Origin of the sequence: uncultured Lawsonella sp., assembly GCF_947252745.1 — a bacterium.
Classification (GTDB): domain Bacteria; phylum Actinomycetota; class Actinomycetes; order Mycobacteriales; family Mycobacteriaceae; genus Lawsonella.
In genome coordinates this window covers 218,860-244,129 of the sequence record NZ_CAMXWW010000003.1, presented here as the reverse complement: position 1 = coordinate 244,129, position 25,270 = coordinate 218,860, and the positions used below count along the sequence as shown (strand labels likewise).

The window sequence follows — 25,270 nt, the reverse complement described above, 5'->3', positions numbered from 1 at the left end:
CAGGTCAATCCGTGAAAATCCGCGATTCCGGACACACTTTTTGACCCTTAACCCGGTTAGTCGGTTTTTGCGTTACCGGCTTTCCATTCGGACCAGGGGATGTTCCAGTCTCCAAGGCCTTCGTTTCCTTGTAGAGTGGGGCCCTTAGAGTTTTTAACGGTTACAGGGTCGCCAGCTTTGAGGTTCCTGTATACCCATTCCCCGTTGGAGACGGAGACGTTGAGACAGCCATGGCTGGTGTTACTGGAGCCTTGTGCCCACACAGACCAGGGGGCAGCGTGGATGAAGATGCCGCTGTAGGACATGCGGGTAGCCCAGGAGACTTGGGTCTTGTACCCCTCTGGGGAATTGATCGGCACGCCGTAGGTGGAGGAGTCCATCACCATGGATTCGTGCTTGTCGCCGATATAGTAGATGCCGTTCGGGGTGGGGTGAAGGTCGGTTCCCATGGAGATCGGGATGGTCTTGATGAGCTTGCCGTTCTTCTTGATGACAAGCTGGTGGGTGTGGTCGTCGGCGAAGCCTTCCACGCGGTCCCCGATGGTGAAGGTGGAGCGGACGTCTTTTTGACCGTAGAGCCCTTTACCGAGGTCGTGACCATAGCACTTGACGTGGACATTGATTGTGGTTCCGGGCTTCCAGAAGTGCTCCCCGCGCCAGCGTACCTCGGTGTTGCTCACCCAGAAGAAGGCACCCTCCACGGCTGGAGTGGTCTTGATGTGGATGCAGTCTTGGGCTGCTTGACGGTCTCCGATGGGTTCATCGAATTTGATGGCGACGGGCTGGGCGATGCCAACGACCGCTCCGTCAAGGGGGTAGGCCCACGGCATGGTGAGGTTGTCGGGTTTGACGGTGCGGAAGCTGCGCTGGAAGTTGAAGCGTTTGCCGTCCTTCGTGGCGAAGGACTTGATGGTGTAGGTCTGGTCGTATCCAAGTGGTTCGGTGCTCGACCACTGGTTTCCGTCTTTAGTGCCCTTCACGGTTTTGCCGGTTTCGTCATTAATGAGTTTGACGGATCCGAGGGTGCCGCTGGTGGCTTGAACAAGGACGGGGGAGATGACGTTGACGTTGGTGGCGGCTTCTCCCACAGATGCCTTAATAGACGGCAGGCTGCTAGCTTGCTGCGTGTCTTGGCAGCCGGATAGGCCGACTACCAGAGCAGTTGCTGCGGCGAGGGCTGCGAGAGCCGAGCTACGTCGAGCAGGACGACGCATATGGAACCTCCGAAAGCAAAAAATAATGTGCGAGTAGTTGGTGATTGGGGTGTACTCGCACGGCCCGGCTGCGTCTTTTGTGTCGTCTGACGCGGCTGGCCGGTGGGGTCACTCACTGTAATTATGGTGAGCTTCGCTTCATTTGTAACAGTACCGAAGGAAGCAGTGTTGTACCTACTGGGGACGCTGGGTGAGGGCGCTTGCTTACTATGGGCGAAACGCCCTTCGTGACGGGTGATGACCTCATCGTTCACAGTGTGACACCAAGTAGGAACGTGACAGATGTCAGTCTACTGACGGGGTGTAATAAGAAAAAACTCCCGAACGTACCTGGGTACGTTCGGGAGTGGGTGGTTGTTAGGCTGTGTGAGGGCGTGCCTCACTATGTGGAGACGCGTGGCTTATGAGGGTGTGCTGGGCGGTGCTCCTTGTAGAGATGGGGGTTGGAGGTTGCGGGTTTTGGCATGGCGGGCAGCGTCGTCCCATGGCAGGTCGTAGCCTAATTCAGCGGGTGTGCGTCCGGCACGGGCAGCGATAAGCTCCTTGTCTTCATCGCTTGCGTTTGTGGCGATGATGGCGGTGTTGTCTGGGGTGTCGGGGTAGACCTCCTGGGTGAAGGGGTTACGACGGAACTTCGCGATCCGGTATACGTGGTATACAGCTACCGCGATGTTGACGAGCAATGCCACGAGTGAGACGAGGAATAGCGCGGTCTCGTTATGGGAGGAGCGATGCGCGAACATCGACGTATGCATGAAGGCCGGGAAGGTGAGGACGACGGCCGACCAGAAAGTGAGTGTGTAGGCCCGGTATTGGATCCAGGAGCCGCGTGCGAACTTGAAGATGACTGGGATGGTGCAGGACAGCAGTAGAGCGAGTCCGGAGTACCAGGCGCGGTCTGCCAGGCAGTTGTAGACGTAGGCGAAGTTCCAGAAGTCGTAGGCAATAATCCACCAGATTGTCAGATCGCCCCAGATGATGGCCTTCTCTTTGTTCTTGGAGACGAATATTCCGACCCAGCCGGAGATCATGAGGAAATTGAGAATTCCGGCAATGCCGTTCATGATGTTCCAGGGGCCGCCGAGTGTCACCATTCCTTGGGCGGGGTCGATTCCGTAGATGCTGTAGCACTGGAAGTCTCGGACCACAGCTTCCAGAATGTTAATCGTCAAGATAATTGGCGGAATGCAGAGATACCAGTATTTATGTCGGAGTTTGGGGAAGTACTGCAACGCCACTAGGGAGAGGCTTCCCAGGAGCGCTGAATACTGCTTGACGATGGGGAACCACCCGGCTGAGTTGGTTCCTTCGGTGGAGTGTGGCCACCAGAAGATGGTGAGGAGAATCGGGATGACGATGAACACGGCAATGGCTACCCATTTGTAGCGTTGTGCGAGGTAGGCGGCTACCGCGAGAGCGGCAATCACCACGAGTAGCATGACGTAGTCCCACCATTCGCCGCGCTCAAAGAAGAAGAGGGTGGGGTAGTCGACGTGGTAGCTCATTGTTCTTTACCCCAATTCGGTAGGTAGGTTTTTTCTTTCTTCTGGCGCATTTGTTCTTCCCAGGAGAAGACGGGTTCTTTCCAACCGACGTAATAGTTAGAGTCGACGGTGGTTGCCCAGGGGCTGTCGGCATCGGTGGGTGGCCAATTGGGGTTGTCGGTGACGGGTTCACGGAAGTCGGTGACGGCGGGTCGCTGGCGCCCATAGCGGAACCATTGGGTGTACGTTTCTTCGAAGAAGGGGGTGTTGTCCCAGCGGCCGGCGGGCGTGTCGGAGTGGAAGAACCGGCCTCCTAGCATTCCGCGCATTAAGCGACCGGTGAATTGTTGCTTTTTGCGGAATTCAACGGTGCGTTTGATGTAGAGGTTTTGTAGATGGGCCATGCAGCCACCGACAAAATCGATCTGCATCCAGTTGATGAACCAGGTCCATAGGTTGTCGGGCTCGTAGGCGACGCGCCAGTGGTTGAGAAGTCTAGTCTTCCCGTTTTTCAGGGGTACAAGGTAGAAGCACCAGGCGGCGGCGTAGTGCTTCATACCCGGGTAGCGGAAGGCGTAGCTACCGGGAGCGGCGGGCGGATGTTTGGTGTCGACCCATTCGATGAGGTACTTGCCGGGGACAACGTCTGTCCATTCCATGGTCATGCCGTGAAAGTCAAAGGTCGCGACGTCATCGGGCATGAGGGAGTCGGGCTGCTGCCATTCTTCTTGAATCTCGTAGGAGTTGAAGAAGGGGAGTCGGGCGAAGGCTCATTCGAGGAATTCAGAGCTGTAGGATCCGCCTTTGTCGGCGCCGATTTGTTTGAGGATGCGGTAGACCGCGTAGGCGGGGGCGTCGATGTCGATGGCGTAGGTGGAAGATCGGCCGTTGGTGTAGTTGCGGTCGATAAGGTCGTCACCAGGATAGGTCCAGGTATTTTCAGCTTTGGTGGCTTTGCCCGTCAATTGGCTGAACACCGTCATGAAGGAGGCGATGCCGGCGGCCGCCCCGCTGGCGCCTATGCTGAGTGCCTTCCACTTATGAGATGAGGCGCACATGCCTACTCCTTTCTAGAGAAGTGGAGACAATATGTGAAAAAATCCTAAGTATCCTCACGCCAGGTTATTGTTGCCCTTTTCACCTGGAGATTTGCGTCGATACCCGGGATTTAATGTAACGTCCTGAGATGGTATTTACGTCGAATTGAACAGTGATTTAGATCATGTTCATTTTCTATTTCTCAGAAGTTTATTAGTTGTAATTTGAGCGGTAGCGACCCACGAGAGCTGCCTTCCTCGCAGTGCTCCCAGGGCTCCTCTTACGCGGCCGATCATCCCTTCAAACCGTCATCACAATGGCAGGAGGTCGGACTGTGGATTCACTCTTCTTCTGGGAAGTGGGCCCTCTCCGCGTCTACATCATCTGGATTGTGGTCTTCGCGGCGCAGATTCTCATTGCGGAGATTAATCGGCGTTGGAACTGGACCATTTTTGTTCTTTGGACCGGTATTGGCATCATCATGATGCCTTTCGCTATCAAACAAGGTATCCCCATTCTGGGATGGTTCCCCTTTGCTAAGTACACGCTCATGGTGCTTACGGCTACTCTTACGGGAGCGATTCTTGTATACGCCAAACGTCATCCGGAGTCAGCGCACCGCAACGTGATCTGGATTGGCGTCATTCTGTGGGCGTGCCTCGTGCTTAACATTATGGAGGCTAACGTCCGCGACGTTCTTATCTACGTCAATAGGGATGCGTACTATGCATGTGCGGCAAACTGGCACTGTCTCGCCAATATCAACGCCACCCACGGTGCCGATATGTTGAACGGTCTGCCCGAGTCGCGAGGTATTAGCGCTGCAGTGGGCTCAGACGCCTGGTATCAGGCGCTGGCACACAACTTTGCAGCGCGGCATGTGGGTATTGACCCAGAGACTGGCTTCCGGACCATCGGCGGTTCGTGGAACCTCATTACAGCGGTTGCTGGGCTATTGAACTGCATTACCGTGACAGGTCTGGGCAAGATCATGATCACGAGCAACAAAAAGCAGAAAGTACGTGGCATTATTTGGATTGACCAAGTGTGGCCGTGGATTATCGCCTACGACTTGTGGAACCATGCCTACCTCTATAACTCGCTGGCAGACTACACCTGGTATTGCACGCTAGCACTGCTGCTTGCCTGCACCATTCCTGCGTTCACTTGGGCCAAGGGGCAGTGGATTTGGTTCCGCTGCTTCACCCTCATGTTCTGGATTGCCTTCTACAATTGGGTACCCAGCTTGTCAGCACCGCCAAGCAAGATGTCCCAATATGCCACCATGGATCCCAACGCGAACCTTGTGTGTGCGTGGGCGGCGCTTATCTTCAACGTGGGCGTGTTCATCTACTGGCTGTACAAGATCATTAAGTACAAGCGGAATCCGATTACCAACGCGCTCTTCTTCGAGTTGGGTGAGTTCCGGAAGACCGTCAATGAGCACTTTGATGACAAAGACAAGTACTTCCTGACGGATATGGTTCCGGAAACACCTGCCGAACTTGGGTTCGAGCCAGAGACCCCGACACCACCGGTCGATGGGTACGTGACTCACCACTTCTGGTGGGGGAAGAAGGACAAACGGTATCCGAAACTGCGCACGCCGCTAACTGCAGATCCTGTGTTGGTGGCGAAGGGCGTGGTACCTGATCCGCAGTGGGATGTGACGTTATCGCTAGATGCTGCGGAGACGTCCGCGAAAAATGAGGCAACGTCGGTACCTATACAGGAAGGAGGTAAGCAGTAGAGACTACTCAAGGGAATGGCAAAGGTCCCGGCTAGCTAAGCTAACCGGGACCTTCTCTGTGTACACCACCAGGGACTCGAACCCTGAACCCACTGATTAAGAGTCAGTTGCTCTGCCAATTGAGCTAGTGGTGCATGTTCTGTTGCGATGCGCGGGTGCGCTGTGCAACAGAGAAAATTTTATAACGTTCTTTTCCGAGAAACAAATTGCCTGGTAAGAAAGGGTAAATAAGTAATACTCTGGGTGGCACGCACAAAGAGAACGAGGGTTAGGGGGAGTATGCACTCCGTCTCAACCCTCGTCGTCAGTGTGGGAGAAGAAGATTACTTCTTCAGGCCGTCGATAAGGCCCTTGGCCTTGTCGGCAACTTCGCCTGCCTTTTCAGAAGCGGCGTCCTTGGCGTCAGCGAGGGCGTCCTTGGCAGAAGCGGTAGCCTGGTTAACCTTACCTTCGGTCTTAAGTTGCTCGTCGCCAGTAGCCTCTCCGAGGCCTTCCTTGGCCTTGCCGGCTACGTCTTGTGCGGTGTTCTTGATCTTATCTTCGAGAGACATGGGGGTCCTTTCCTATTTTATAAGGTTCACGCGGAGCGTGCCTGGCATGCTGTGTTTAATTTCAGCCTAACAAAGATTTTTCAATAAGGTAAGGAAAATTAGATAAGTATAATTAATCAATCAAGGAAATGGCAGGACAAACACATAAAATCACTGTGCGCGAAAAGACCCCCGTACCTTTGTACGGGGGTCTTTATGGGGTGAGTGACGAGACTCGAACTCGCGACAGCCAGGATCACAACCTGGTGCTCTACCAACTGAACTACACTCACCAAGAGTGCTGCTTGTGGCAGCAAGCTAATAGTAGCGGAGAATGACGATTAGGAAAAATCGGCAAGTTTTTCTTTGATCTCAGCATCACTAGGCCCTGGTGATGGCACGAACGCAACTGCACGGTAGTAGGCCAGTTCCTTGATGGACTCTTTAATATCCGCCATAGCGCGATGATTCATGCCCTTGGGAGGCTGATTGACGTAAATCCGCGGGAACCAACGATGGCACAGTTCCTTAATTGTCGACACATCAATCATGCGATAGTGCAGGAACGCATCAAGATCCGGCATGTCACGCGCAATAAAGGCACGATCAGTAGCAATGCTGTTGCCGGCAAGAGGCGCGGTGCGGGGCTCATCCACAAACTTTTTAACGTAGGCAAGTACCTGCTGCTCCGCTTCGCCAACAGTGACGGTACTGCGGCGGATTTCCTCCGTCAGTCCAGATTTGGCATGCATTTCGGTAACAATTTCATCCATGCCGCTCAGAAGTTCATCGGATGCGTGGACAACAATGTCGAGACCTGGCTCCGTGCCCTCATCGTCGCCGAGCACCGTGAGATTGCCGTCAGTGACAAGTACTGAAATCTCCACGAGAGCATCTCTCGTGCGATCTAAGCCCGTCATCTCACAATCAACCCACACGATGCGGTCCAGCTTTGCAGGCAGATTGTCGGGAGAAATCATTGTCACTTGTTGTCACCTGCCAGAGCCCCATAGGTGATCTTGTTAATCGGGCTCGTAATAGCGTGGGGCAGGTAGCCCACCGCGTTGAGAACCTTGCCCAAAACACCGGGCACAATACGACGCTTGTTGGCAGCCAGAGCCGCCAGCGACTGTTCCGCAACTTGGTCAGAGTTTGCCCACATGAAGGAGGGGATCATCCGGTCGAGGAAAGTCTCCTCTTCCTTCGGCTTATCCGCGGGGCGCACCGGTCCAGGCGCCAGCAGCGTGACATTAATGCCATAGTCTGCCAACTCGTAGCGGAGAGATTCTGAGAACGTGTTCACGAAAGCTTTTGTTCCAGCATAGGTGGCGTTATATGCAATGGGCATGTTCCCTGCCGCGGAGCCGACGTTAAGAATAGCTCCCTCACCGCGGGCCACCATACGAGGGAGTACCGCTAGGGTAAGTTCGTGAACCGCGTTGGCGTTGAGCTGAAATTGGAGGTGCTCTTTCTCTTCCGGAAGTTTAACGACGCTGCCGAAAGTAGCGGTGCCAGCATCGTTGCAGAGAATGGTCACCTCTGTGGAACGGAGCTCATTGATAAGTGCTGCGCGCGCTTCGGGATCGGAAAGATCGCAGGGCCGGCAAAGTACCTCAACACCGTAGGTGGAGGTGATCTCGGTTGCGAGTTTATCGAGTACATCGGCGCGGCGGGCTACCAAAATCACGTTATGTCCACGTTTAGCGAGGTGCCGGGCAAGTGATCGACCAATGCCCTGGCTTGCGCCGGTGACAACGGAGTAAGTCTGTGAAGAAGGTTGCGGAAGTGCCATGGGATTAAGTCTAGGCTATAAGTGTGCCTGATATCTCACTCCGCCCTCGTGCTGTGGGGATGTTCCGTGGCAGCACGTTCTCTGTAGTAAAAGGTGCGGGCATAGTAGGTGTCGCCCTTATCCTGGGGATGACGGTGGGCTGCGAGACAGCAGTAGGCTCTTCGCAGAGTACATACCCTTCGTCGACGTCATACTCTTCGCAACGTTTATACTCGTCGCCGAGTCCTTCCACGTCGTCTGCTACATCTGGGGTTGCGGGGGTAATCCCGGCGCTGAAGTTTAGGGTGTTGCAGGATTTCGGGTTGACCAGCTACAAGGATGCTCTGGAGCATGCGCGAGAGCTAGTGGTGAAGGGTCGCGCTCCAAAGACCGGCTATAGACGAGCTCTTTACGGGAGGAGCTGGGACGATAATACGAGTGTTCCACTGGGACACAACGGTTGCCGTACCCGTGAAGATATACTGCAGCGTGATTTGGTGAATGTGACAGTACGCCCGGGAACTGGGGGATGTGTGGTGGAAAGTGGCACACTTTTGGATCCGTATACCGGAGATGTTGTTTATTTTCAGCGTGGGCAGGGCACAAGTGCGTTGGTGCAAATTGATCACGTCGTCGCATTGGCGGATTCTTGGGTGAAGGGTGCTCAAGCCTGGTCAATGGATAAGCGGCGTGCCTTTGCGAATGATCCACGTAATTTGCTAGCAGTTTCTGGCTGGGTGAATAGTCAAAAGGGGACAGGCGACACTGCGACGTGGCTACCGCCGAATAAGGTTTATCGATGTGAATATGTGGCTCGTCAGGTCGAAGTAAAACGTTTGTACAGTTTATGGGTGACGCTAGCTGAGCAGCGCGCAATGATGTCGGTATTACAGAAGTGCGTGATTCCCAGCGTGGCGAGCTAATCACAGGTGTTCACATGATGAAGACAGGATAGCTCGAACTGCTTGTAGAGTTCGCTGGTACTATGTTCTGGTAGAGCCAAAATGTTAGGTAATCTCTGATTCTGACAAAGAGCGCACTGCCTGCTGATTTGGGATGTATATCGCCAAGAGTTGTATAAATCGCTAGTATTGAGGCGTACTGAGAAATTTTTGACCCCATGCGCCGTGGTATACATGGTCGCTGAGTGCGCTCCGCTCGTCCACAATAGATCGATAGGAAGAGCTATATGTTAAACAAGTGGGAAATGCTTGGTCAGTTACAAGAACAATCAACTCGGCTGCGGAAAGTAGAAAAGCAGTTAGATAAGCTGCAGAACGAGCGTTATCGCTTGGTCCAATCGGCGCATAGCACGGGTGTGCGCATCTCAGAAATCTGCGAAGCCACCGGTCTCTCGCGACCAGGTGTTTACCGTATTCTAAGCCTGGGATCTAACGCCCTGTCTGATGTTGACGAGAGTGCTTAGCTAAGCACTTTTAGAGAAAGATGTGCACTTCGCTAGTGTGCAAGCCGGGAAAGGTCACACTGGCGTGTGTAGTTTCTATCTGCGGTTGACCCTAGAAGTACTGTTGCGCTTAGTCCATTGACAGACCACCTGGACCGGGAAGCCCACTCGAGGGCACCGGGTGATGATGTCCGATGGAAGTTAACCGTGTACCCGCCGGTGTAGAGGTGCACAAGGGTATAGCCGCACGGGTAGTCTTTCGTGGATGCAGTTTCTAGGAAGTCCACATTCTGTGCCTGGTCTGGGGCTACGCGTTTAGCGCGATGCGTATGACCCGACACCATGAGGAAAGCTCCCGGAGTGGTCGCCAATATATTTTGGAGAGTGTCCCGATCCTTTTTGTTGAGGATGAAGGAGGGGCCTGCCACGTTAGTGAGGGCGGACTCCCGGGTAACTGGATGGTGACACATCACAATGGTGGGCATATTGGGATCATTCGCGAGCGTCCGGCGAAGCTGCGTGAACTGGGACAGCCCTATCTCTCCGTTGGGCGCATCTAGCCGCGTACTGTCGAGTCCGATGACACGGAGATTACCTATTCTTGTCTCCCACATTTTTTGACGTGGTACGAATGCCATACCCCAAGGGTCGCGATGGTTCTTGGTACCCGCGAGCACTGGGAAGTCTTCATAGTGGGCGGTGGGATCTGACGATGGGGTATGTGGCCGATCATGGTTCCCGCGGGTAACGAACCAGTGTCTCTGGTATGTGCCGAAGGCCTTGAGAAGGCCCCGGAAGGCAGCCACTTCTGCGGGTCGCGCTTCGGAAGTGCAGTCGCCATTGATAAAAAGATGGCGGATTCCCTGGTTTCGCAGCTCTCTAAGAGTTTCTCGCAGCATGACAGTAGGGTAGGGATCCCGTCCTGGTAGTTGTTGAATTGGCGGTGGGTACACCCCAAGAATCAGCCCCTGGGGCGTCTCTCCGATATGGGTATCGTTGATGAATGCCACAGTTGTGACGTAGTCCCCAGGCGGTTGGGTGAGAGTAGTAAATTGTCCGGTGGCAGTGGGTTCATTTACTCGGTTGGTGGTAATGAGGCTGGGGCTGGCCACTATGTTCTGTGATCGACATTCAAAGCGGTAGCAAGTGTTCGGAGTGAGTCCCCTGATGGTGATGAGGTGAACACCGCGAGGAGTGGGGTCGTGGTAGATGCTAGGAAGTGTGCCGCGGTGAAGGGCGGGGGCGAGGCGTACCTCTGTGTCGGCAGCGTGTAGTGGGGGAACAGTGTCGTCGGACGTCTGTAGCCCAGTGCGAGTAGTCCATGAGAATGTGACGCTAGTGGGGGTTAGTGTGACGATTTCTAAATCTGTCACGACAAGAGAACTACCGGTGGGAGGGATAGGCCAGGACGTAGCTCGAGAAGAACCCTCCGCTCGTTGCGGAACAAGCTGTGCCCTCCGCACCGGCGCAGCTTGGCTAGCCGCTGTCGCCCCGCCGGCAAAAAGCAGACTGCCGGTGAGTGCAGTGCCTGCAGCAAGGAAAGAACGTCGGTTTAAAGAACGATCTGCAAGAGATCGTGTCGCTGGGATGGGTGGTATGTCGTGCGCGAGTTGTGGAGCTGACGAAGGACTGACGCGTAAGAAGCCCATACAAAAATTGTAGAAACTACCAAAATCTGTAGGAGAGGCCGGAGTGAAGACTAGTTGAAAAGTTCGTGTCGGCCCTGAGGACTTGCCGCTCCACCGCCAAGTCCTCTATTCATGGAGAGAATTCTGTCTGCAGCAGGTTATTCCGGTTGCGCAGTGAAAATATTACCCAGCAGACGGACCGGGTTATGCACCAAAATGTTGTTGATGTCCTCGTTCGACAACCCTGATTCAATGATGTAGGTGATAGCGCGCGTGTACAGATCGCGTTTGTCATTCTGGAAGTAGGGATAGTCCGAACCGGCCAGGATCTTATTAGGGTCAAACACGTGGTTGCGTGCCATCACTAGTGAAGGACCAAAGAAGTTTGCAGCATCGAACCAAATGCTACGCAGGGCTTCACGCGGCGAAGAGCGGAAAGATCCCCAATCCGTGTAATTATCTTCTAGTCGCTGGGCGAGGAAGGGGAGATCTCCACCAAGATGTGCGATCTGGAATTTAATATCTGGGAAGCGGTTGATGTAGTCGCCCTTGAGAAGATGAAGGACCGCAATTGCATCCTCAGTAGGGGCACCATTGACCCACTCTAACTGATGGTTGAGCAGTGGGGAGGAGAATGCGGCATTACCCGACGGGTGGATGTAGCACACAGTTTTCCGTCTATTGAGTTCTTCGAAAAATGGGATGAACTCCGGGTCGATGAGTGCTCGATTCTCCGCGGGAAGAGCGTTAATCGCAACGCCGGAAAAACCTAGCTCATCGATACTTCGCGTAAGCTCCTCTACAGCTTCCTGCGGATGGAAGAAGGGGACAGCCGCATACGCCTTGAAACGGTGTGGGTGACGTTGTAGCACCTCCGCATAAATGTTGTTCGCCAGTCTAGCTGCTTGAACAGCTGTACTCCGGTCTTCGATCAGCGGAGACTGCGGAGTGAGTGAAACCACCTGGTAGGCGACGTTTGCCTCATCCATCTGCCGGAGCCGGGCCTGAATGTCGCGTTCCTCGTCGCTCGCATTCATGTCCCGAGCGATAGCGGTACTAGCAGGATCAATTCCTGACCGTTCGAGGAAATCGAGATAGCGCTCGGGGTAGATGTGAGCATGTACATCAATAATTGGCCCATCCGCCTGGAAACCATGTGTCGACAAACCATCCTCTTTCACATGGTTGGGGTCACCGGCACCGTGATGGGCGCAAGCAGTAACAGTGAGAGGCGATATGGACTCGGATGTCTTTGGCAGGTTCTGACGGGAATTGGGCATCATGGCCCTTCTTTCACGGACTGGGTGAGAAAGGTTCTTATCGACGATTCGACGAGGACCCAACGAATAGAAGGAGGCTACACCTAAAATGCTTTAGCGCGGAGAATTTATTCCTAGAGATATGTGAGTTAAAAGATCTGGCCTCCAAAGGTGATAGTGGACAATCTCCATTGTTTCCCACGTCCAGAAACGGTAGCGATGTACGCATGGTTTTCACTGTTGGTCATACGGACGATTCCGACGACCAAGGCACTCTTGTTCGTGGAAGCAGGAGATGTGACTGAAGTCGTCGAGTAGTCGTAAACGCGTGTGTCGAAGATGACGATAGGAGCACGATGCTCCTTAGTTTCGATGTCGGTTAGTTCGTTCCAGAGCGTCTTCTCCATGAGGACAGGTTGGTACCGATCGTCAAGACGATTCTCGCGCCACTCCACAATTGCTGAATACACAGTGTCAGCGGCACGACGTTTGTCGACTTCTGTGCCGACTTTTATGCCAAAATCCAGCGATAGGAAAATAATCGCATAGATAGTGAGGATGATCGCAGCAGTCTTGTGGTTCGCTGCCCATCTTCTTATCGATAGTTTCCTTGGCAATGTCTCATCCCTTCGACGAAGCGTGGGAAAAATGAGGAAAATCCCCTGGCAGAGAGGCATTTTACCTTATCTACCAGGGGCTTCCCATATGTGCCCCCAGAAGGATTCGAACCCTCGACCAATCGGGTAGAAGCCGACTGCTCTGTCCACTGAGCTATGGAGGCATCATCCACAGTGTAGTGCCACTGTGGAGAAGCACAGAACTCGGCCATCTCCCCAAGTTTTCCTAGTCGCCCCGCATGGGACAGTTAAGCCGTGGCATGCAGACCGTAGTGTGTGCCACGCCACGTCACAACTCACGGGAAAGGCCCATCAATGTCGAACACCATCACCCTCATGGGAAACCTCGCTAGCGCCCCGCAGCTGCGTCACGCTGCGGAACGCCCAGTTGCCTCCTTCCGTCTCGCTTCCAACCACCGCTACTTCGATTCCGCCAGCCAGTCGTGGAAAGAAAACGGCACTCTCTTTATCGAGACGGTCTGCTGGGGCAACCTGGGCGAGAATGTCGCTGCCACACTCCAGAAGGGAGACGCCGTCATCGTGACTGGACGTCTGCTGAGCGATGAGTTCACACCCCAAGGTGCGGAGCGACCGGTAACGGTGGTAAAGCTCACCGCCACCACAGTTGGGTCCGATCTGCGCTACTGTGGCAGTACAGCAGGCATGTCCGTTCCTGAGGATGCTGCAGAAACGGTAGACTAGGCACGTTAGATACCCCAGCAGGAGAGGTTGATTCGTGTCAGAGTTCGTCTACACCATGCGTAATGTGCGCAAGGCTTTTGGTGAGAAGGTCATCTTGGATGACGTCACCATGTCCTTCTACCACGGTGCGAAGATTGGTGTTGTCGGCCCTAACGGCGCCGGTAAGTCCAGCATTCTGAAGATCATGGCCGGAATTGACCAGCCCTCCAACGGCGATGCTTTTGCAGACCCGGAGGCCACTGTCGGCATCCTCATGCAGGAACCACAGCTGGACGAAGCAAAAACCGTCCGCGAAAACGTAGAAGATGGTCTTGGCGAGGTCATGCAAAACCTCAAACGGTACAACGAGATCGCCGAGGAAATGGCCACCGACTACTCCGATGAACTCATGGAGGAAATGGGCGTACTACAGGAGAAACTCGACCATGCGGATGCGTGGGAAATCGACTCCCGTATCGACCAGGCCATGGATGCGCTCCGCTGCCCTCCGGGGGAATTCCCGGTAACGCAGCTCTCCGGTGGCGAAAAGCGTCGCGTCGCCCTCTGCCGCCTCCTGCTGCAAGCCCCCGATCTGCTCCTTCTCGACGAGCCCACTAACCATCTGGACGCCGAATCTGTCGCGTGGTTGGAGAAGTTCCTGCAAGACTACAAGGGCGCCGTGCTGTGCATTACCCACGACCGCTACTTCCTCGACCACATTGCTGAATGGATCTGCGAAGTTGACCGTGGCCACCTCTACCCCTATCAGGGCAATTACTCCACCTACTTGGAGAAGAAGGCAGAACGCTTGGAGGTTGCCGGCCGCAAGGACGCCAAACTGCAAAAGCGTCTGAAGGAAGAATTGGCCTGGGTACGCTCCGGCGCGAAGGCTCGGCAGGCCAAGTCGAAAGCTCGTTTGCAACGCTACGAAGAGATGGCAGCCGAAGCTGAGCAGTACAAGAAGCTCGACTTTGAAGAGATTCAGATTCCCACCCCTCCACGTCTCGGCAATGTGGTGGTGGAGGTCGACGACCTTACTAAGGGTTTCGACGGGCGTGTGCTCATCAAGGACCTCTCGTTCACCCTGCCGCGCAACGGCATCGTTGGGGTTATCGGCCCGAACGGTGTCGGTAAGACTACCCTCTTCAAAACCATCGTGGGTTTAGAAAAGCCGGATTCCGGTACAGTCCGCATAGGCGAGACCGTGAAGCTGTCCTACGTAGACCAGAACCGCGAACACATTGACCCCAACAAGACCGTGTGGGAGGTCGTCTCCGATGGGCTCGACCACATTGTCGTCGGCCAGAACGAGATGCCGTCACGCGCCTACGTTTCCGCATTCGGGTTCAAAGGACCAGACCAGCAGAAGAAGGCCGGTGTGCTGTCCGGTGGTGAACGTAACCGTCTTAACCTGGCACTCACCCTAAAAGTGGGTGGCAATCTGATCCTCCTCGACGAACCAACCAATGATCTCGATGTGGAGACCCTCTCCTCATTGGAAAATGCCCTCACCAAGTTCCCTGGCTGCGCCGTGGTGATCTCCCACGACCGCTGGTTCTTGGACCGCACCTGTACCCACATCCTCGCCTGGGAGGGCAACGTCGAAGAAGGACAGTGGTTCTGGTTCGAAGGAAACTTCGAAGGATACGAAGCAAACAAGATCGAGCGACTGGGTGAAGACGCGGCCCGCCCGCACTCCGTCACCTACCGCAAACTCACCCGCGATTAGCCATCGCACACCATCCACGGGTCCTTGGCAGAAGGGAGTACCACCATGTCGAACCGGGCAGGAAACTACTCTTGTGAGCTAGAAATCCGGTGGAGTGACTTCGATCAATCAGGTGAAGTCACTGACACCACCTACATTGAGCTTGCCCGCGAAGCGCGTCTCCGCTTCGTCAAGGACACGTGGATTCGGCGAGGCTTCACCGCTCCGCCAATGGTGGTACGTCACCTCGAAGTGGACTACCTCAAGCCACTCCTCTTCGGCATGGAGCAGGTTAAGGTCGAATTGACGGTGCAAGCTGTCACAGCGAGCAGCTATACACTCCGACACGAGCTACGTGACGAGCGAGGCGACGTCGTTGCCGTGGTGGACTGTGTGCTGGTTGCCTTCGATTTCGACTCCCGACGCCAGGTGGAACTCGAACCGGCACTCCAACTTATGCTCACCGAGTATCAAGCCGCTGCTGACGGTGATCAGTGACCACCCAACACTCCGAAAACCCCACGCTGAGCTGGGATAACCGTTCACATATCATCATTGCTGGGCACACACATTATCATGCGGTTAACCCTGACTCCTGTCTCCCTAATGCACCGCTTACGTTGTTCCAGCACCGCCCAGCTGCAGCGGTGGAACTGACCACAGCGGCGGGAATCGGTGCGCAAACGCCCACGGCAGACACACCTGCTGAGGAAGTGATCGCGGCCCAAGCCACTCCGCGTATCCTCCGTGCGGCTCTCGATGCGGGCGACGACACCCCGGATATGGTGATCTGTGGTGACGCTTACGACGCGATCCAACACCTCACAGCGCTTGAGGGGCTCCGCGCCCCCCAACTCGTCTACATCGATCCGCCATACAACACTGGCACGATTTTCACTGACTATAGTGACGGGCTAGACCACCATCTCTGGCTGGGTATGATGCATACTCGTCTCACCGCGCTGCGGGATGCCCTCGCCCCGAGCGGAAGTATCTGGGTCCACCTCGATGACTCTGAAATGCCTTATGCCCGTGTACTTCTCGATGAGATCTTTGGGCGGGAGAACTTTATTGCCCAGATTGTTGTGGAGATCAACCCTAAAGGACGACAGCTCGATCGTTTCTTCGCTGCCTGCCACGACTACCTCCTGGTATACGCCAAAGATGCCAGCCGGCTCACCCTTGAACCGGGGATTACCGGTTCCGTCGACCCCCAAGATTTCCCCTATGAAGATAGCCAAGGGCGCTATCGGCTACTTCCTTTGCGTAACACCAATAAAAAGTTCAACCCCGTCACCGCTCACACTATGAGCTACCCGCTCTACGCCAACCCTGACACCGGGGCCGTGCGTATCTCCCCCTTTGCCGGCGCCGAGAAAATTATGCCTGTGTTTGGGGATTTGCAGCCCGCCGTATGGCGCTGGTCTGCACCTACCGTCGCCGAGAGACCCGACGAACTACTGGCCCGTAACGTCCGTGGCAGGAAAGGCACTCGCCTCGATATCTTTCAGATTGACCGGATGCACCCAGGTCGCCGCAAGAAGCTCAAAACAATTTGGCCAGCAAGCGAAGTTGGCTCCTCAGACTCAGCAAAACTACAGTTGCGCAAAAAATTTGGGGATGACATTCAATTCGCAACTCCAAAACCCGAGCCTCTACTAGAACGAATCATTAACGCCGCCACAGAACCCGGTGACTATGTGTGGGACGTATTTGCGGGATCAGGCACCACTGGCGTGGTCGCCCATCGGTTGGGAAGACACTTCATCATGGCAGAAAGTAACCCCAGCACCGTCACCACCCATATACGCATGCGCATGGACGACGCTGGGGCTACACCATTCTGGCTGGCGGTGGAGCCGCGCTACTAGGAATGCCCACGACGGCCCTAGAAGCCACGGACCGGTTAATCCACGCTGTCGTCACTTAGAGAACTGTCCAGTGCACGCCCCTGCTGAGCACGAGCGAGGTCAAAAAGCCCCTCACGCAGAAACCGCTGGGCACCACTCGGCAATGTCGTGGAACTCTCCAGCAGTTCTCCAACCAGCTGCCTCACCTCCGCGGGATTACCCCACAACGGGAACGCTCGTTCCGTCACAGTAGCAGCTACCTCACCGCCACGCTTCTCCCAGAGGCGCACCAAATCAGCCGGATACCGCTGTGCGAAGGGAGCTACCAGCGCGTCCTGGCCAGCCCATGCGAAACCATCCAAGAGTGCCACTATGGACCAGTTGCCTGTCAGCTCGCCTTCCACCGCGAAAAGCTTCTTCCATACGGCAGCCTTATTGTCCGCAGTAGGCAGCGCTGCCCCTGCTGTCAGTGCCCGGCGTACACCCATACTGGTATTGTCGGCACGTAGCGCCGCATCCACGTCGTCTTGTGTCGCAGCCCCGTGGGCAGCCAGTGCCGTCAGCACAGTCCATCGCAGGTCGGTATCCAGCTCCAAGCCCTCAATATCCGCCGGTGTCAGCGAGTTCGCCGTCCACACCTCGTGTAGCAGCGCCACCTGATCTTCCTGCAGCTTGCATTGGCAGAAGGTGGTGAAAGCTATCAGCTGCTGGTCAGCACCAAACTGCGGGTCCTGGGCAATGGTGAGTAGCGCGTCCGTCAAGAGTGCCCACCCCTCTGCCTCTGCCCAAGCAGGATCGGTGAAGTATCGCAGCACCTGCACTGCCCGAGCCATGAGGTGCTCCGCCACTGGAAGCTCCGGCTCTGCCTCGACTGCCCGGGCAATAACCTCCACCAGAGTGGATCCGGGTAGGGTGGCGTGCATCGTCATCTCTTCCAGCACACCCCAGCAGAGGGTGCGAGCGAGCGGGTCCACAATGTCCTCAACACGCTCGACGACAGTGTCCACACTCTGGGCATCCAGTTCGATCTGGCAGTAGGTGAGGTCTTCGTCGTTGGGGAGGAGAAGGGCCCCTTGGGGGATGTTCTGTAGGCCCGGGACGGTGGTCCACTCATCGTCGAGGTCCACTTCGATGTAGTGGGTACGAATCAGTTCGCCAGCCACATCTCCAGTGAGTGAGGTGTCTGCACTGGTATGTGTATTGCTTGCCAAGGTTCCGCCGGTGCTGCCCACTGGGGCTAACGAGTAGACGCCCACACCGACGCGGTGGGGGCGTAGTTCGCCGCTGCCGGGTGCAGCGCCACTTTGGTGGAGGGTGACGGAGCTGTAGCGGGCGGATTGGTCGTCCACAGTTGCGTCGATGTCAGCGAGATTCTGTTCCTCGGCAGAGGTGGTGATGTCGAAGTCGAGGGAGAGGGTGTTGCGTCCGGTGGTGGTGAGCCAGGCTTCAGCCCATGCATGAAAATCCTTGTCGCAGTATCCACTGACTGCATCGAGGAGGTCCTGGAACGTTGCGTTGTTGTAGGAGTGGGCGCGGAGATAGTCACGCAGGCCCTTGAGGAAGGGCTCCAGGCCGGCGTAGGCCACCAGTTGTTTGAGGACAGCACAGCCTTTTGCGTAGGTGATGCCATCAAAGTTGGCGTCGAGTTCTTCCAGGTTTTCCATGCTGGCGGCAATAGGGTGAGTCGAGGGGAGGTCGTCTTGCCGGTAGGCCCAGTTTTTCTGGGTTGAGGCGAAGGTGGTCCAGGCGGTGTGGTACTTGGTGGAGCCGAGTTGAGCCATGACGCTCGCCCAGCTGGCGAAGGATTCGTTCAGCCAGAGATCATTCCACCACTGCATGGTGACGAGGTTGCCGAACCACATGTGTGCCATCTCGTGCAGGACAGTATCGGCACGTCGCTCATATTTCCAGGCGGTGGCGTGGGAGCGAAAGACGTAGTCTTCGCGGTAGGTGACGCAGCCGACGTTTTCCATAGCGCCGGCGTTGAAGTCGGGGACGAACACTTGGTCGTAGGAGCCGGTGAAGGGGTAGAGGATGCCGAAAGTGCGGTGGTAGTAGTCGAAGCCACCCTTGGTGAGGGCGAAGATGTTCTCGGGGTCGAAGTAGGGGGCGAGAGTTTCGCGGCAGTACAGGTTGAGCGGAATGGTGAGGGTAGTGCCGTCTTCTCCGGTCCACTGGTAGGTGTCGCTCCATTGATGGTAGGGACCTGCACAGAGGGCGAAGAGGTAGGGGCAGAGTGGGTTGGTGGGCTGGAAGTGGTGGGTGATGGCTTCGTCTTCGCCAAAGATGGGGGAGATGGCAGTAGTGGAGCTGTCGATGCTGCTATTGCTGATGATGTGCCAGCTGCTGGGAGCCGTCACAGTGAGGTCGATGGGGGCTTTGAGGTCGGGCTGGTCGAAGCAGGCGAAGACGCGTTTGGAGTCGGCGGGTTCGCATTGGCTGTAGAGGTAGACGGTGCCGTCTGCGGCATCGACGGAGCGGTGGAGGCCTTCCCCGGTGGTGGAGTAGCGACACCAGGCGTCGATGACAATGGTGTTGTGATCGGCGAGGGAGGGGAGCGGTAGCCCGTTTTCGCCGGTTTCTCCGGCAGCGGAAAGAGTGGTGTTGTAGGCGTCTACGTCGAGGGGTTCACCATTGAGGGTGGCGGAGAGTATGTGTGCACCGCGTAGGTCGAGGAACGTGGAGTAACCGGGGGCGAGGCAGTCGAGCTGAATGGCTGTGTGGGAGCGGAAGTGGGTGAGGGGGGAGATCCCAGATGGGGCGTCTGTGAGTGCGTCGTTTGCTGCTGTGTCGGGCTGGGTGGTGGGTTGGGTGACGTCGAGGTGGATGGTGTAGGAGGTGACGGTGAGGTGTGCGGCGCGGTCGGCGGCGGTTTCTCGGGTCAAGTTGAATGACGTCACGGAGTTGCTCCTCAGTAGATGGGTGGTGGGCTTCTGTGACGGGTGTAGAAGCACTTTTATGTGATCGTCACAGATGTGTTTTAGGGTGTTTTCAGTTAATAGGGGTCGAACCTAAGAAAAGCGAGAAATTGGTAATTCAATCGCTTTAGTGGAGACTCTAGTTGTTCAATCCTGCAATGTCAGTAGGGGGTTACGAGCCCCATCTTTTAGCGGAAACACTCGGCAACATTTAATAAAGCAACATAGGCTCTGAACTGGTTGTTTCCACTTCTTTCCAAGAACAGCGGGCTAGCTTTTCCAGATCCAAAAATTTTGCTTTAGCCCTCGGTAGCCTAGGAGTCAGCTCCAATTAGTTTAATTGTGCGATCGGACGGGCATTCTCGTTTTTGTGAGTGGGAATCCTTCGTTAGCGAGGGAGGATCCGCGGAGCCCCTGCCAGTCCGTGTTGCGCTTATCAACTCCTCGGAAGGAGATGTCACATGGCGTTGGATCAAGCCGAATGGAAGCGGCTCGAAGACAAGGCCTCCGAGCTCAGGAAGCTTACCCTTCAGACGGTTATCTGGGCAGGGTCTGGTCACATCGGTGGTTCGCTCTCGGCAATGGACGTCTTGACGGTTCTTTACTACAACGAGATGAATTTCGATGGTAAGAAACTAGACGACCCGGATCGCGACCGCTTCGTGCTGTCGAAGGGCCACATCGGCGTTGGTTTCGCCCCTGTTCTTGCTGACAAGGGCTGCTTCCCCAAGGAATGGTTGGAAGACTACAACCACACCGAGTCCCCGCTGGGTATGCACCCCTGTTCACACATGGTGCCCGGCGTTGAAATCTCCACCGGTTCGCTCGGCCACGGCCTGCCGATCTCCGTGGGCATGGCCCTCGGCGCCAAGCTGGCGGGCAAGAAATGGCGCACTTACACCCTGCTGGGTGACGGTGAATCCGACGAAGGCTCGAACTGGGAAGCCGCTATGGCCGGCGCCAAGTTCAAGCTAGACAACCTGGTCGCCATTATTGACCGGAACAAGCTGATGATGGACGGCCCGACCGAAGACGTTATGCCGCTGGAGAACTTCGGCGACAAGTGGCGTGCCTTCGGGTGGGAGGTCATCGAAATCAACGGCAACAGCATTCCCGAAATCGTCGACGCCTTCGCCAAGGCCCGCGAAGTCAAGGGGAAGCCCACCGCCATCATTGCCAACACCACCAAGGGTTGCGGCATTGACTTCATCGCCGGTGACTACAAGTGGCACTACGGTGCATTCGCGTCGGATCTGGCAGATAAAGCATTCGATAGCCTTAACCGCTACCACGAGCAGCGGCTTGCAGCAGTGAAGGGAGCCTAACGCAATGGCTGGTATGACTTATACGGCACAGGCCCAGGTTGACCTGTCCACCGCCGAAATTTACGGTCGCGTTCTCACCGAACTTGCTGCCGAGCATGAGGATATCGTCGGCCTCTCCGCCGACCTCGCCAAGTCCACCAAGATTGGTCTGCTAGGCGATAAGTTCCCCGAGCGCTTCTTCAACGTTGGTATTGCTGAGCAGGACATGATGGGCATCGCTGCCGGTCTCGCCTCCGCCGGCTTCACCCCGTTCGTGTCTACCTTCGCCGCTTTCGCCTCTATGCGTGCATGCGAGCAGGTCCGCACGGACATTTGCTACAACCAGAAGAACGTCAAGATCATCGCCACCCACACTGGCACCTCCTTCGGCCAGGCAGGTACGACCCACCACTGCACAGAGGACATCGCCATCATGCGCTCCTTCGCAGGCATGGTCGTTCTCAACCCCGCCGACGGTATGTCCACCGCCCAGGCTGTGGAAGCTGCCTACGAGCACGATGGTCCCGTCTACATTCGTATCAACCGCGGCTTCGACCAGGTTGTATACGAAGAGCCCATTGAGAACTTCCGTATCGGTGGTTCCAATACGCTCCGTGAAGGCACTGACCTCACCATCATCGCCTGCGGTGCTGGCGTGTGGCGTGCCGTACAGGCTGCCGACTTCCTCAAGAACGAGGACGGCCTGTCTGTTCGCGTGATCGACCTGTACTCCTTGAAGCCGCTCGACGAAGAGGCCATCAAGGCTGCTGTCGGTGAGACCCGCCGCATCGTTACTGTGGAAGACCACAACATCATTGGTGGTATGGGCTCCGCAGTTGCCGATGTCGCCGCCACCACCGGCAAGGGCTTCACCTTCAAGAAGCTGGGTATCCCGGACTGCTGGTCCATCATCGGCCAGCCGGAAGACCTGATGTCCTACTACGGCTTTGACGAGAACGGCATCATTAACACCGTTCGCGAACTCATGAAGATTGAGGTCGAAGAGGACGACGACTGGGATGATGAGGTCTAAGAATGAGCGATGCTGACAAGACTCGGTATTCAACGACCGTCTTCCTGAAGGCGGTTCTGCCTACTCTGAAGCCGCTCGTTGAAGGTAAGCCGGGCCTGACCAAGCTCTGGGGGAGTACCAACGGTACTGTCCAGATCAGTGCTTGCGCCCCGGATGGTGAATTCAACGTGAATGGTGTGCAGAAGGACGCCATGCACTTTGAAATCACCGATGGAGCTCTGCAGCCCCGCTTGTCCGCCACCGACTATCCCGACTTTGAAATCGAGTTCAAGAGCCGTGAAGATCTCGTCACCTTCTTCACCGGTGGACTCGCACTTCCCAAGCTCCACGGAGCGCTCAAGAAGCCCCAACTGCTGGTGAAGACGATCGGCACGCTGCTCGTCCTCTCCAAGCTGATGGGCGCCACTGAGCCCCCGGAGGATCCGGACGAAGCTGCACTTCTCACCAAGCTGATGTTCTACTTGCTGACCACTGGTATTTCCCAGCTCAACAAGGCCGGACATCCGAAGTTCAAGAAGTGGGCAAAGAAACAGCCCGACCGCGTGTACCAGCTGTCTGTGCAGGGTAAGCCCGACCTGGCCGCCTACGTGCGCGTCAAGGGTGGCCGTACCCGTGCATCTCGCGGCTACTACAAGCGTTCTCGCCCGTTCTTCGAGCTGTCCTTCGACTCCGTCCCCAGTGCCCTCGGCACCCTTCTGGAGATCGACGACATGCTTGAGGCCACCACCGCTGGACGTATTCTCATGTTCGGTGCCCCCGAGTACGGTGCAGACTTCGGCGACCTTCTTCTCACCATCGGAGGTTACGCAAAGTGAGAATCCCCTTTAAAGGCCCCAAAGTATACGGACTTATGCACGCTGGTCTCACCGTCAGCGACTTCGAAGCCGCTGTTAAGTGGTACCACGAGATGTTCGGATGTCTGCTCGTCAGCGAGCAGACCCTGGACAACTCCGTCCTGGAGCCCATGTCCAACCTTTACGGAGGCTCTGGCCTGAGCACTCGTCTTGGCTTCCTCCGTACCCCGGACGGCGGTGTTTTCGAAATCTTCGAATTCACCCCCAAGCAGGAGAAGCTGAAGTGCGAATGGAACCGTCCTGGCTTCACCCACGCCTGCATCTCTGTCCGCGATGTGCCGAAGCTTCGGGCTGAGCTCGAAGCAAAGGGTGTCGAGTTTATGACCCCCATTCAGGCCACTGCTGGTACCCACTGGTGCTTCCTCAAGGACCCGGATGGTAACTACCTCGAAATCATGGACCTGCATGCCCAGCGTCTGCCGCTTAAGTGGCTCGGCTGGACTCAAGGCCTGATCGACAAGAAGGGCAAGTACGCCTCCTACTACAAGTAATTCCTTGCGGTAGAACGCAGAACCCTCACTGACCCCACCTGGCAGCAGGTGGGGTCAGTGCTATTTCCGGAATAAACGTAGACCTCCATTGGTTGCCACCAAGTGAAAGAGCACTGTGCTTTCCTCCGACAGAAAGGCCACTATGTCTGAGACCCGCGTAGATTTTTGGTTCGATCCCTCCTGCCCCTGGTGCTGGCTTACGTCGCGCTGGATCCTCGAAGCAAACAAAGTCCGCAACTTCGACCTAGGCTTCCATGTGATGAGCTTGGGTGTTCTCAATGAGGGTCGCGATCTTGACCCCAACTACCGGGAACATATCGACAAGACGTGGGGACCTGTCCGTGTGCTCAACGCCGCAGCACAGGAACATGGGGAAGACGTCCTCGCCGACCTCTACACCGCTATTGGTACACGCTTTCACAATGGTGGGCGTATTCAGGATAAAGACGCCGTTGAGGAAGCTCTAGTGGAAGTTGGACTGCCCACCACCTTGATGGAGCATTGGGACAAGACACCCTACGAGAAGGAGTTGCGGGCTTCGCACCATGCCGGCATGGATGCGCTGGGGGATAACGTGGGTACCCCGTGCATTCATGTGAACGGTGTTGGCTTCTTCGGACCGGTCATCAGTCGTGTTCCGAAGGGTGAGGAAGCCGGGAAGATGTTTGACGGGGCAGTCGCACTGGCAAACTTCCCCTACTTCTACGAACTCAAGCGATCCCGCACGGAATCCCCTGTCTTTGACTTCTAGACACCGCTTTTCCGAGGTCGTTTGCAGGGTAATGACCTAGTAGCGAAACACTGGGCAACAGCACTTTTATGGTGTTGACCAATTGCCACCCAAAGCCGAATTGGGGCTTTTTGCCCTGATTCGGCTTTTCGCTTGCCTGGCCCCCATTAAGCTGAAGCTATGCGAATTTATCTTGGCTCCGACCATGCCGGTTTTGATTTGAAGAATGCCATCGCGGCCCATCTCAAGGAAGAGGGTCACGAGGTCGTGGACTGTGGCGCCCACGAATATGACGCCCTTGATGATTACCCCGCCTTCTGTGTCTCCTGTGCGGAGCACGTCCGTGACGATGAGGGAGCTCTCGGCATCGTGCTGGGCGGTTCCGGCAACGGCGAGCAGATGGCGGCTAATAAGGTGAAGGGCATCCGTTGTGCCCTCGTGTGGAATGTGGAGCTTGCCAAGTTGGCGCGCGAGCACAATAACGCACGGGTGATGAGCCTCGGCGGTCGCTTCACTGAAGAGGCAGATGCGATGGAAATGGTGGATGCATTTATTGCACAGCCGTGGTCTGAAGAAGAACGCCACCAGCGTCGTATCGACATCCTGTCCAAGTATGAGGAGACAGGGATCAACGAAGGCGCCCCTGAACCACAAAAGGTATAGATTCGGTAACTTTTTCCGGGATGTTCCTTCCGCACGGCGGGAACATCCCGGTTTTTTATACCGAGAAAGAGTCTGGAAATAACCTGTGAGAAGTTGGACGTGAGCACGGAAACTGAAGCAAATTTCTCGTGAATTGGTAGACAAAATTCTCGCCACTAGATGTCGTATCGCGCCAGGTGGATAAATTGTTTATGCAGGTAGAAAGGTTTCAGTTTTCCTATTTATCAAAAAATCTAGAAAAGCTGGACAGATTGATTAAACCGAACGGGTTAAAACTGCGAATTACTTGAAAGCGCCATGTTTTTTTATCCCGAGAACTCAGATAAAGTTTTGGTAGCAGTA

23 protein-coding genes and 3 tRNA genes are annotated in these 25,270 nt (G+C 55.7%); 12 read left to right on the top strand and 14 right to left on the bottom strand.

Going from position 1 to position 25,270, the window contains the following annotated elements:
• Positions 1–56: 56 nt before the first annotated feature.
• From Q0X28_RS04960 to Q0X28_RS04945, 4 genes are all read right to left on the bottom strand, one after another.
• Positions 57–1,214: an Ig-like domain-containing protein gene (locus Q0X28_RS04960; protein WP_296237827.1), complete on the bottom strand. Its 1,158-nt coding sequence runs from the start codon at positions 1,212–1,214 to the stop codon at positions 57–59.
• A 401-nt stretch (positions 1,215–1,615) separates the two neighbouring features.
• On the bottom strand, positions 1,616–2,719 hold the full coding sequence (locus Q0X28_RS04955) for a DUF5692 family protein (RefSeq protein WP_296237825.1): 1,104 nt from the start codon (positions 2,717–2,719) through the stop codon (positions 1,616–1,618).
• A complete protein-coding gene (locus Q0X28_RS04950; protein WP_298576909.1) occupies positions 2,716–3,399 on the bottom strand; it encodes a hypothetical protein in 684 nt (227 codons plus the stop codon). The genes Q0X28_RS04955 and Q0X28_RS04950 overlap by 4 nt, the downstream gene beginning before the upstream one ends.
• 69 nt (positions 3,400–3,468) lie before the next feature.
• Positions 3,469–3,756 carry a hypothetical protein gene (locus Q0X28_RS04945; RefSeq protein WP_298576907.1) on the bottom strand — a complete coding sequence of 96 codons (288 nt, stop codon included), beginning with the start codon at positions 3,754–3,756 and terminating at the stop codon, positions 3,469–3,471.
• Between the two features lie 296 nt (positions 3,757–4,052).
• Here Q0X28_RS04945 and Q0X28_RS04940 point away from each other — a divergent pair, with 296 nt between their 5' ends.
• Positions 4,053–5,486, top strand: coding sequence for a DUF5692 family protein (locus tag Q0X28_RS04940; RefSeq protein WP_296237821.1), 1,434 nt, complete (start codon positions 4,053–4,055; stop codon positions 5,484–5,486).
• Positions 5,487–5,547: 61 nt separating this feature from the next.
• On the opposite strand, the gene Q0X28_RS04935 is transcribed toward Q0X28_RS04940, so the two are convergent.
• The 5 genes from Q0X28_RS04935 to cmrA form a co-directional block, all read right to left on the bottom strand.
• Positions 5,548–5,620 (bottom strand) — tRNA-Lys (locus tag Q0X28_RS04935).
• A 189-nt stretch (positions 5,621–5,809) separates the two neighbouring features.
• Entirely contained in the window at positions 5,810–6,037 is a 228-nt protein-coding gene (locus Q0X28_RS04930) for a CsbD family protein (RefSeq protein WP_298576905.1), read from the bottom strand.
• Between the two features lie 196 nt (positions 6,038–6,233).
• A tRNA-His gene (locus Q0X28_RS04925) sits at positions 6,234–6,309 on the bottom strand.
• 48 nt (positions 6,310–6,357) lie between these two features.
• A complete protein-coding gene (orn, locus tag Q0X28_RS04920; protein WP_298576903.1) occupies positions 6,358–6,996 on the bottom strand; it encodes an oligoribonuclease in 639 nt (212 codons plus the stop codon).
• Between the two features lie 2 nt (positions 6,997–6,998).
• Positions 6,999–7,808, bottom strand: coding sequence for a mycolate reductase (gene cmrA, locus Q0X28_RS04915; protein ID WP_296237817.1), 810 nt, complete (start codon positions 7,806–7,808; stop codon positions 6,999–7,001).
• Positions 7,809–7,867: 59 nt separating this feature from the next.
• On the opposite strand from cmrA, the gene Q0X28_RS08585 reads away from it, so the two are divergent.
• Positions 7,868–8,710 (top strand): HNH endonuclease family protein, encoded by an 843-nt coding sequence (locus tag Q0X28_RS08585; RefSeq protein WP_367270669.1) that lies wholly within the window; start codon positions 7,868–7,870, stop codon positions 8,708–8,710.
• A gap of 535 nt (positions 8,711–9,245) precedes the next feature.
• Here the strand turns inward: Q0X28_RS08585 and Q0X28_RS04905 are convergent.
• The 4 genes from Q0X28_RS04905 to Q0X28_RS04890 all read right to left on the bottom strand — a co-directional run bounded on the left by Q0X28_RS04905 (position 9,246) and on the right by Q0X28_RS04890 (position 12,860).
• Complete coding sequence (locus tag Q0X28_RS04905; RefSeq protein WP_298576899.1) at positions 9,246–10,565, bottom strand: metallophosphoesterase; 1,320 nt, start codon at positions 10,563–10,565, stop codon at positions 9,246–9,248.
• Between the two features lie 413 nt (positions 10,566–10,978).
• Positions 10,979–12,103: an amidohydrolase family protein gene (locus Q0X28_RS04900; protein WP_296237811.1), complete on the bottom strand. Its 1,125-nt coding sequence runs from the start codon at positions 12,101–12,103 to the stop codon at positions 10,979–10,981.
• Between the two features lie 125 nt (positions 12,104–12,228).
• A complete protein-coding gene (locus Q0X28_RS04895; RefSeq protein WP_298576896.1) occupies positions 12,229–12,696 on the bottom strand; it encodes a hypothetical protein in 468 nt (155 codons plus the stop codon).
• Positions 12,697–12,787: 91 nt separating this feature from the next.
• Positions 12,788–12,860, bottom strand: a tRNA-Arg gene (locus tag Q0X28_RS04890).
• A 151-nt stretch (positions 12,861–13,011) separates the two neighbouring features.
• Between Q0X28_RS04890 and Q0X28_RS04885 the strand changes: the two genes are divergently transcribed.
• Genes Q0X28_RS04885 through Q0X28_RS04870 form a run of 4 tightly spaced genes read left to right on the top strand, consistent with a single transcriptional unit; the run spans position 13,012 to position 16,956 of the window.
• On the top strand, positions 13,012–13,398 hold the full coding sequence (locus tag Q0X28_RS04885) for a single-stranded DNA-binding protein (RefSeq protein ID WP_296237807.1): 387 nt from the start codon (positions 13,012–13,014) through the stop codon (positions 13,396–13,398).
• Between the two features lie 34 nt (positions 13,399–13,432).
• Positions 13,433–15,106 (top strand): energy-dependent translational throttle protein EttA, encoded by a 1,674-nt coding sequence (gene ettA / locus Q0X28_RS04880; protein WP_296237805.1) that lies wholly within the window; start codon positions 13,433–13,435, stop codon positions 15,104–15,106.
• Positions 15,107–15,151: 45 nt separating this feature from the next.
• Positions 15,152–15,583 (top strand): acyl-CoA thioesterase, encoded by a 432-nt coding sequence (locus tag Q0X28_RS04875; RefSeq protein ID WP_296237802.1) that lies wholly within the window; start codon positions 15,152–15,154, stop codon positions 15,581–15,583.
• Positions 15,580–16,956 carry a site-specific DNA-methyltransferase gene (locus Q0X28_RS04870; RefSeq protein ID WP_298576893.1) on the top strand — a complete coding sequence of 459 codons (1,377 nt, stop codon included), beginning with the start codon at positions 15,580–15,582 and terminating at the stop codon, positions 16,954–16,956. The genes Q0X28_RS04875 and Q0X28_RS04870 overlap by 4 nt, the downstream gene beginning before the upstream one ends.
• 35 nt (positions 16,957–16,991) lie before the next feature.
• On the opposite strand, the gene pepN is transcribed toward Q0X28_RS04870, so the two are convergent.
• A complete protein-coding gene (gene pepN, locus Q0X28_RS04865) occupies positions 16,992–19,835 on the bottom strand; it encodes an aminopeptidase N (protein ID WP_298576891.1) in 2,844 nt (947 codons plus the stop codon).
• Positions 19,836–20,314: 479 nt separating this feature from the next.
• Here pepN and Q0X28_RS04860 point away from each other — a divergent pair, with 479 nt between their 5' ends.
• The 6 genes from Q0X28_RS04860 (at position 20,315) to Q0X28_RS04835 (ending at position 24,928) form a co-directional block, all read left to right on the top strand.
• Positions 20,315–21,178: a transketolase gene (locus Q0X28_RS04860; protein WP_296237796.1), complete on the top strand. Its 864-nt coding sequence runs from the start codon at positions 20,315–20,317 to the stop codon at positions 21,176–21,178.
• Positions 21,179–21,182: 4 nt separating this feature from the next.
• Entirely contained in the window at positions 21,183–22,190 is a 1,008-nt protein-coding gene (locus Q0X28_RS04855; protein WP_296237794.1) for a transketolase family protein, read from the top strand.
• 2 nt (positions 22,191–22,192) lie between these two features.
• On the top strand, positions 22,193–23,005 hold the full coding sequence (locus tag Q0X28_RS04850) for a hypothetical protein (protein ID WP_296237792.1): 813 nt from the start codon (positions 22,193–22,195) through the stop codon (positions 23,003–23,005).
• The gene (locus tag Q0X28_RS04845; protein WP_296237791.1) at positions 23,002–23,535 is read left to right on the top strand and encodes a VOC family protein; all 534 of its coding nucleotides are present in this window, start codon (positions 23,002–23,004) and stop codon (positions 23,533–23,535) included. The genes Q0X28_RS04850 and Q0X28_RS04845 overlap by 4 nt, the downstream gene beginning before the upstream one ends.
• Before the next feature lie 142 nt (positions 23,536–23,677).
• Positions 23,678–24,286 (top strand): DsbA family protein, encoded by a 609-nt coding sequence (locus Q0X28_RS04840; RefSeq protein ID WP_298576888.1) that lies wholly within the window; start codon positions 23,678–23,680, stop codon positions 24,284–24,286.
• A gap of 159 nt (positions 24,287–24,445) precedes the next feature.
• Entirely contained in the window at positions 24,446–24,928 is a 483-nt protein-coding gene (locus tag Q0X28_RS04835) for a ribose-5-phosphate isomerase (protein WP_298576886.1), read from the top strand.
• Positions 24,929–25,270: the final 342 nt, after the last annotated feature.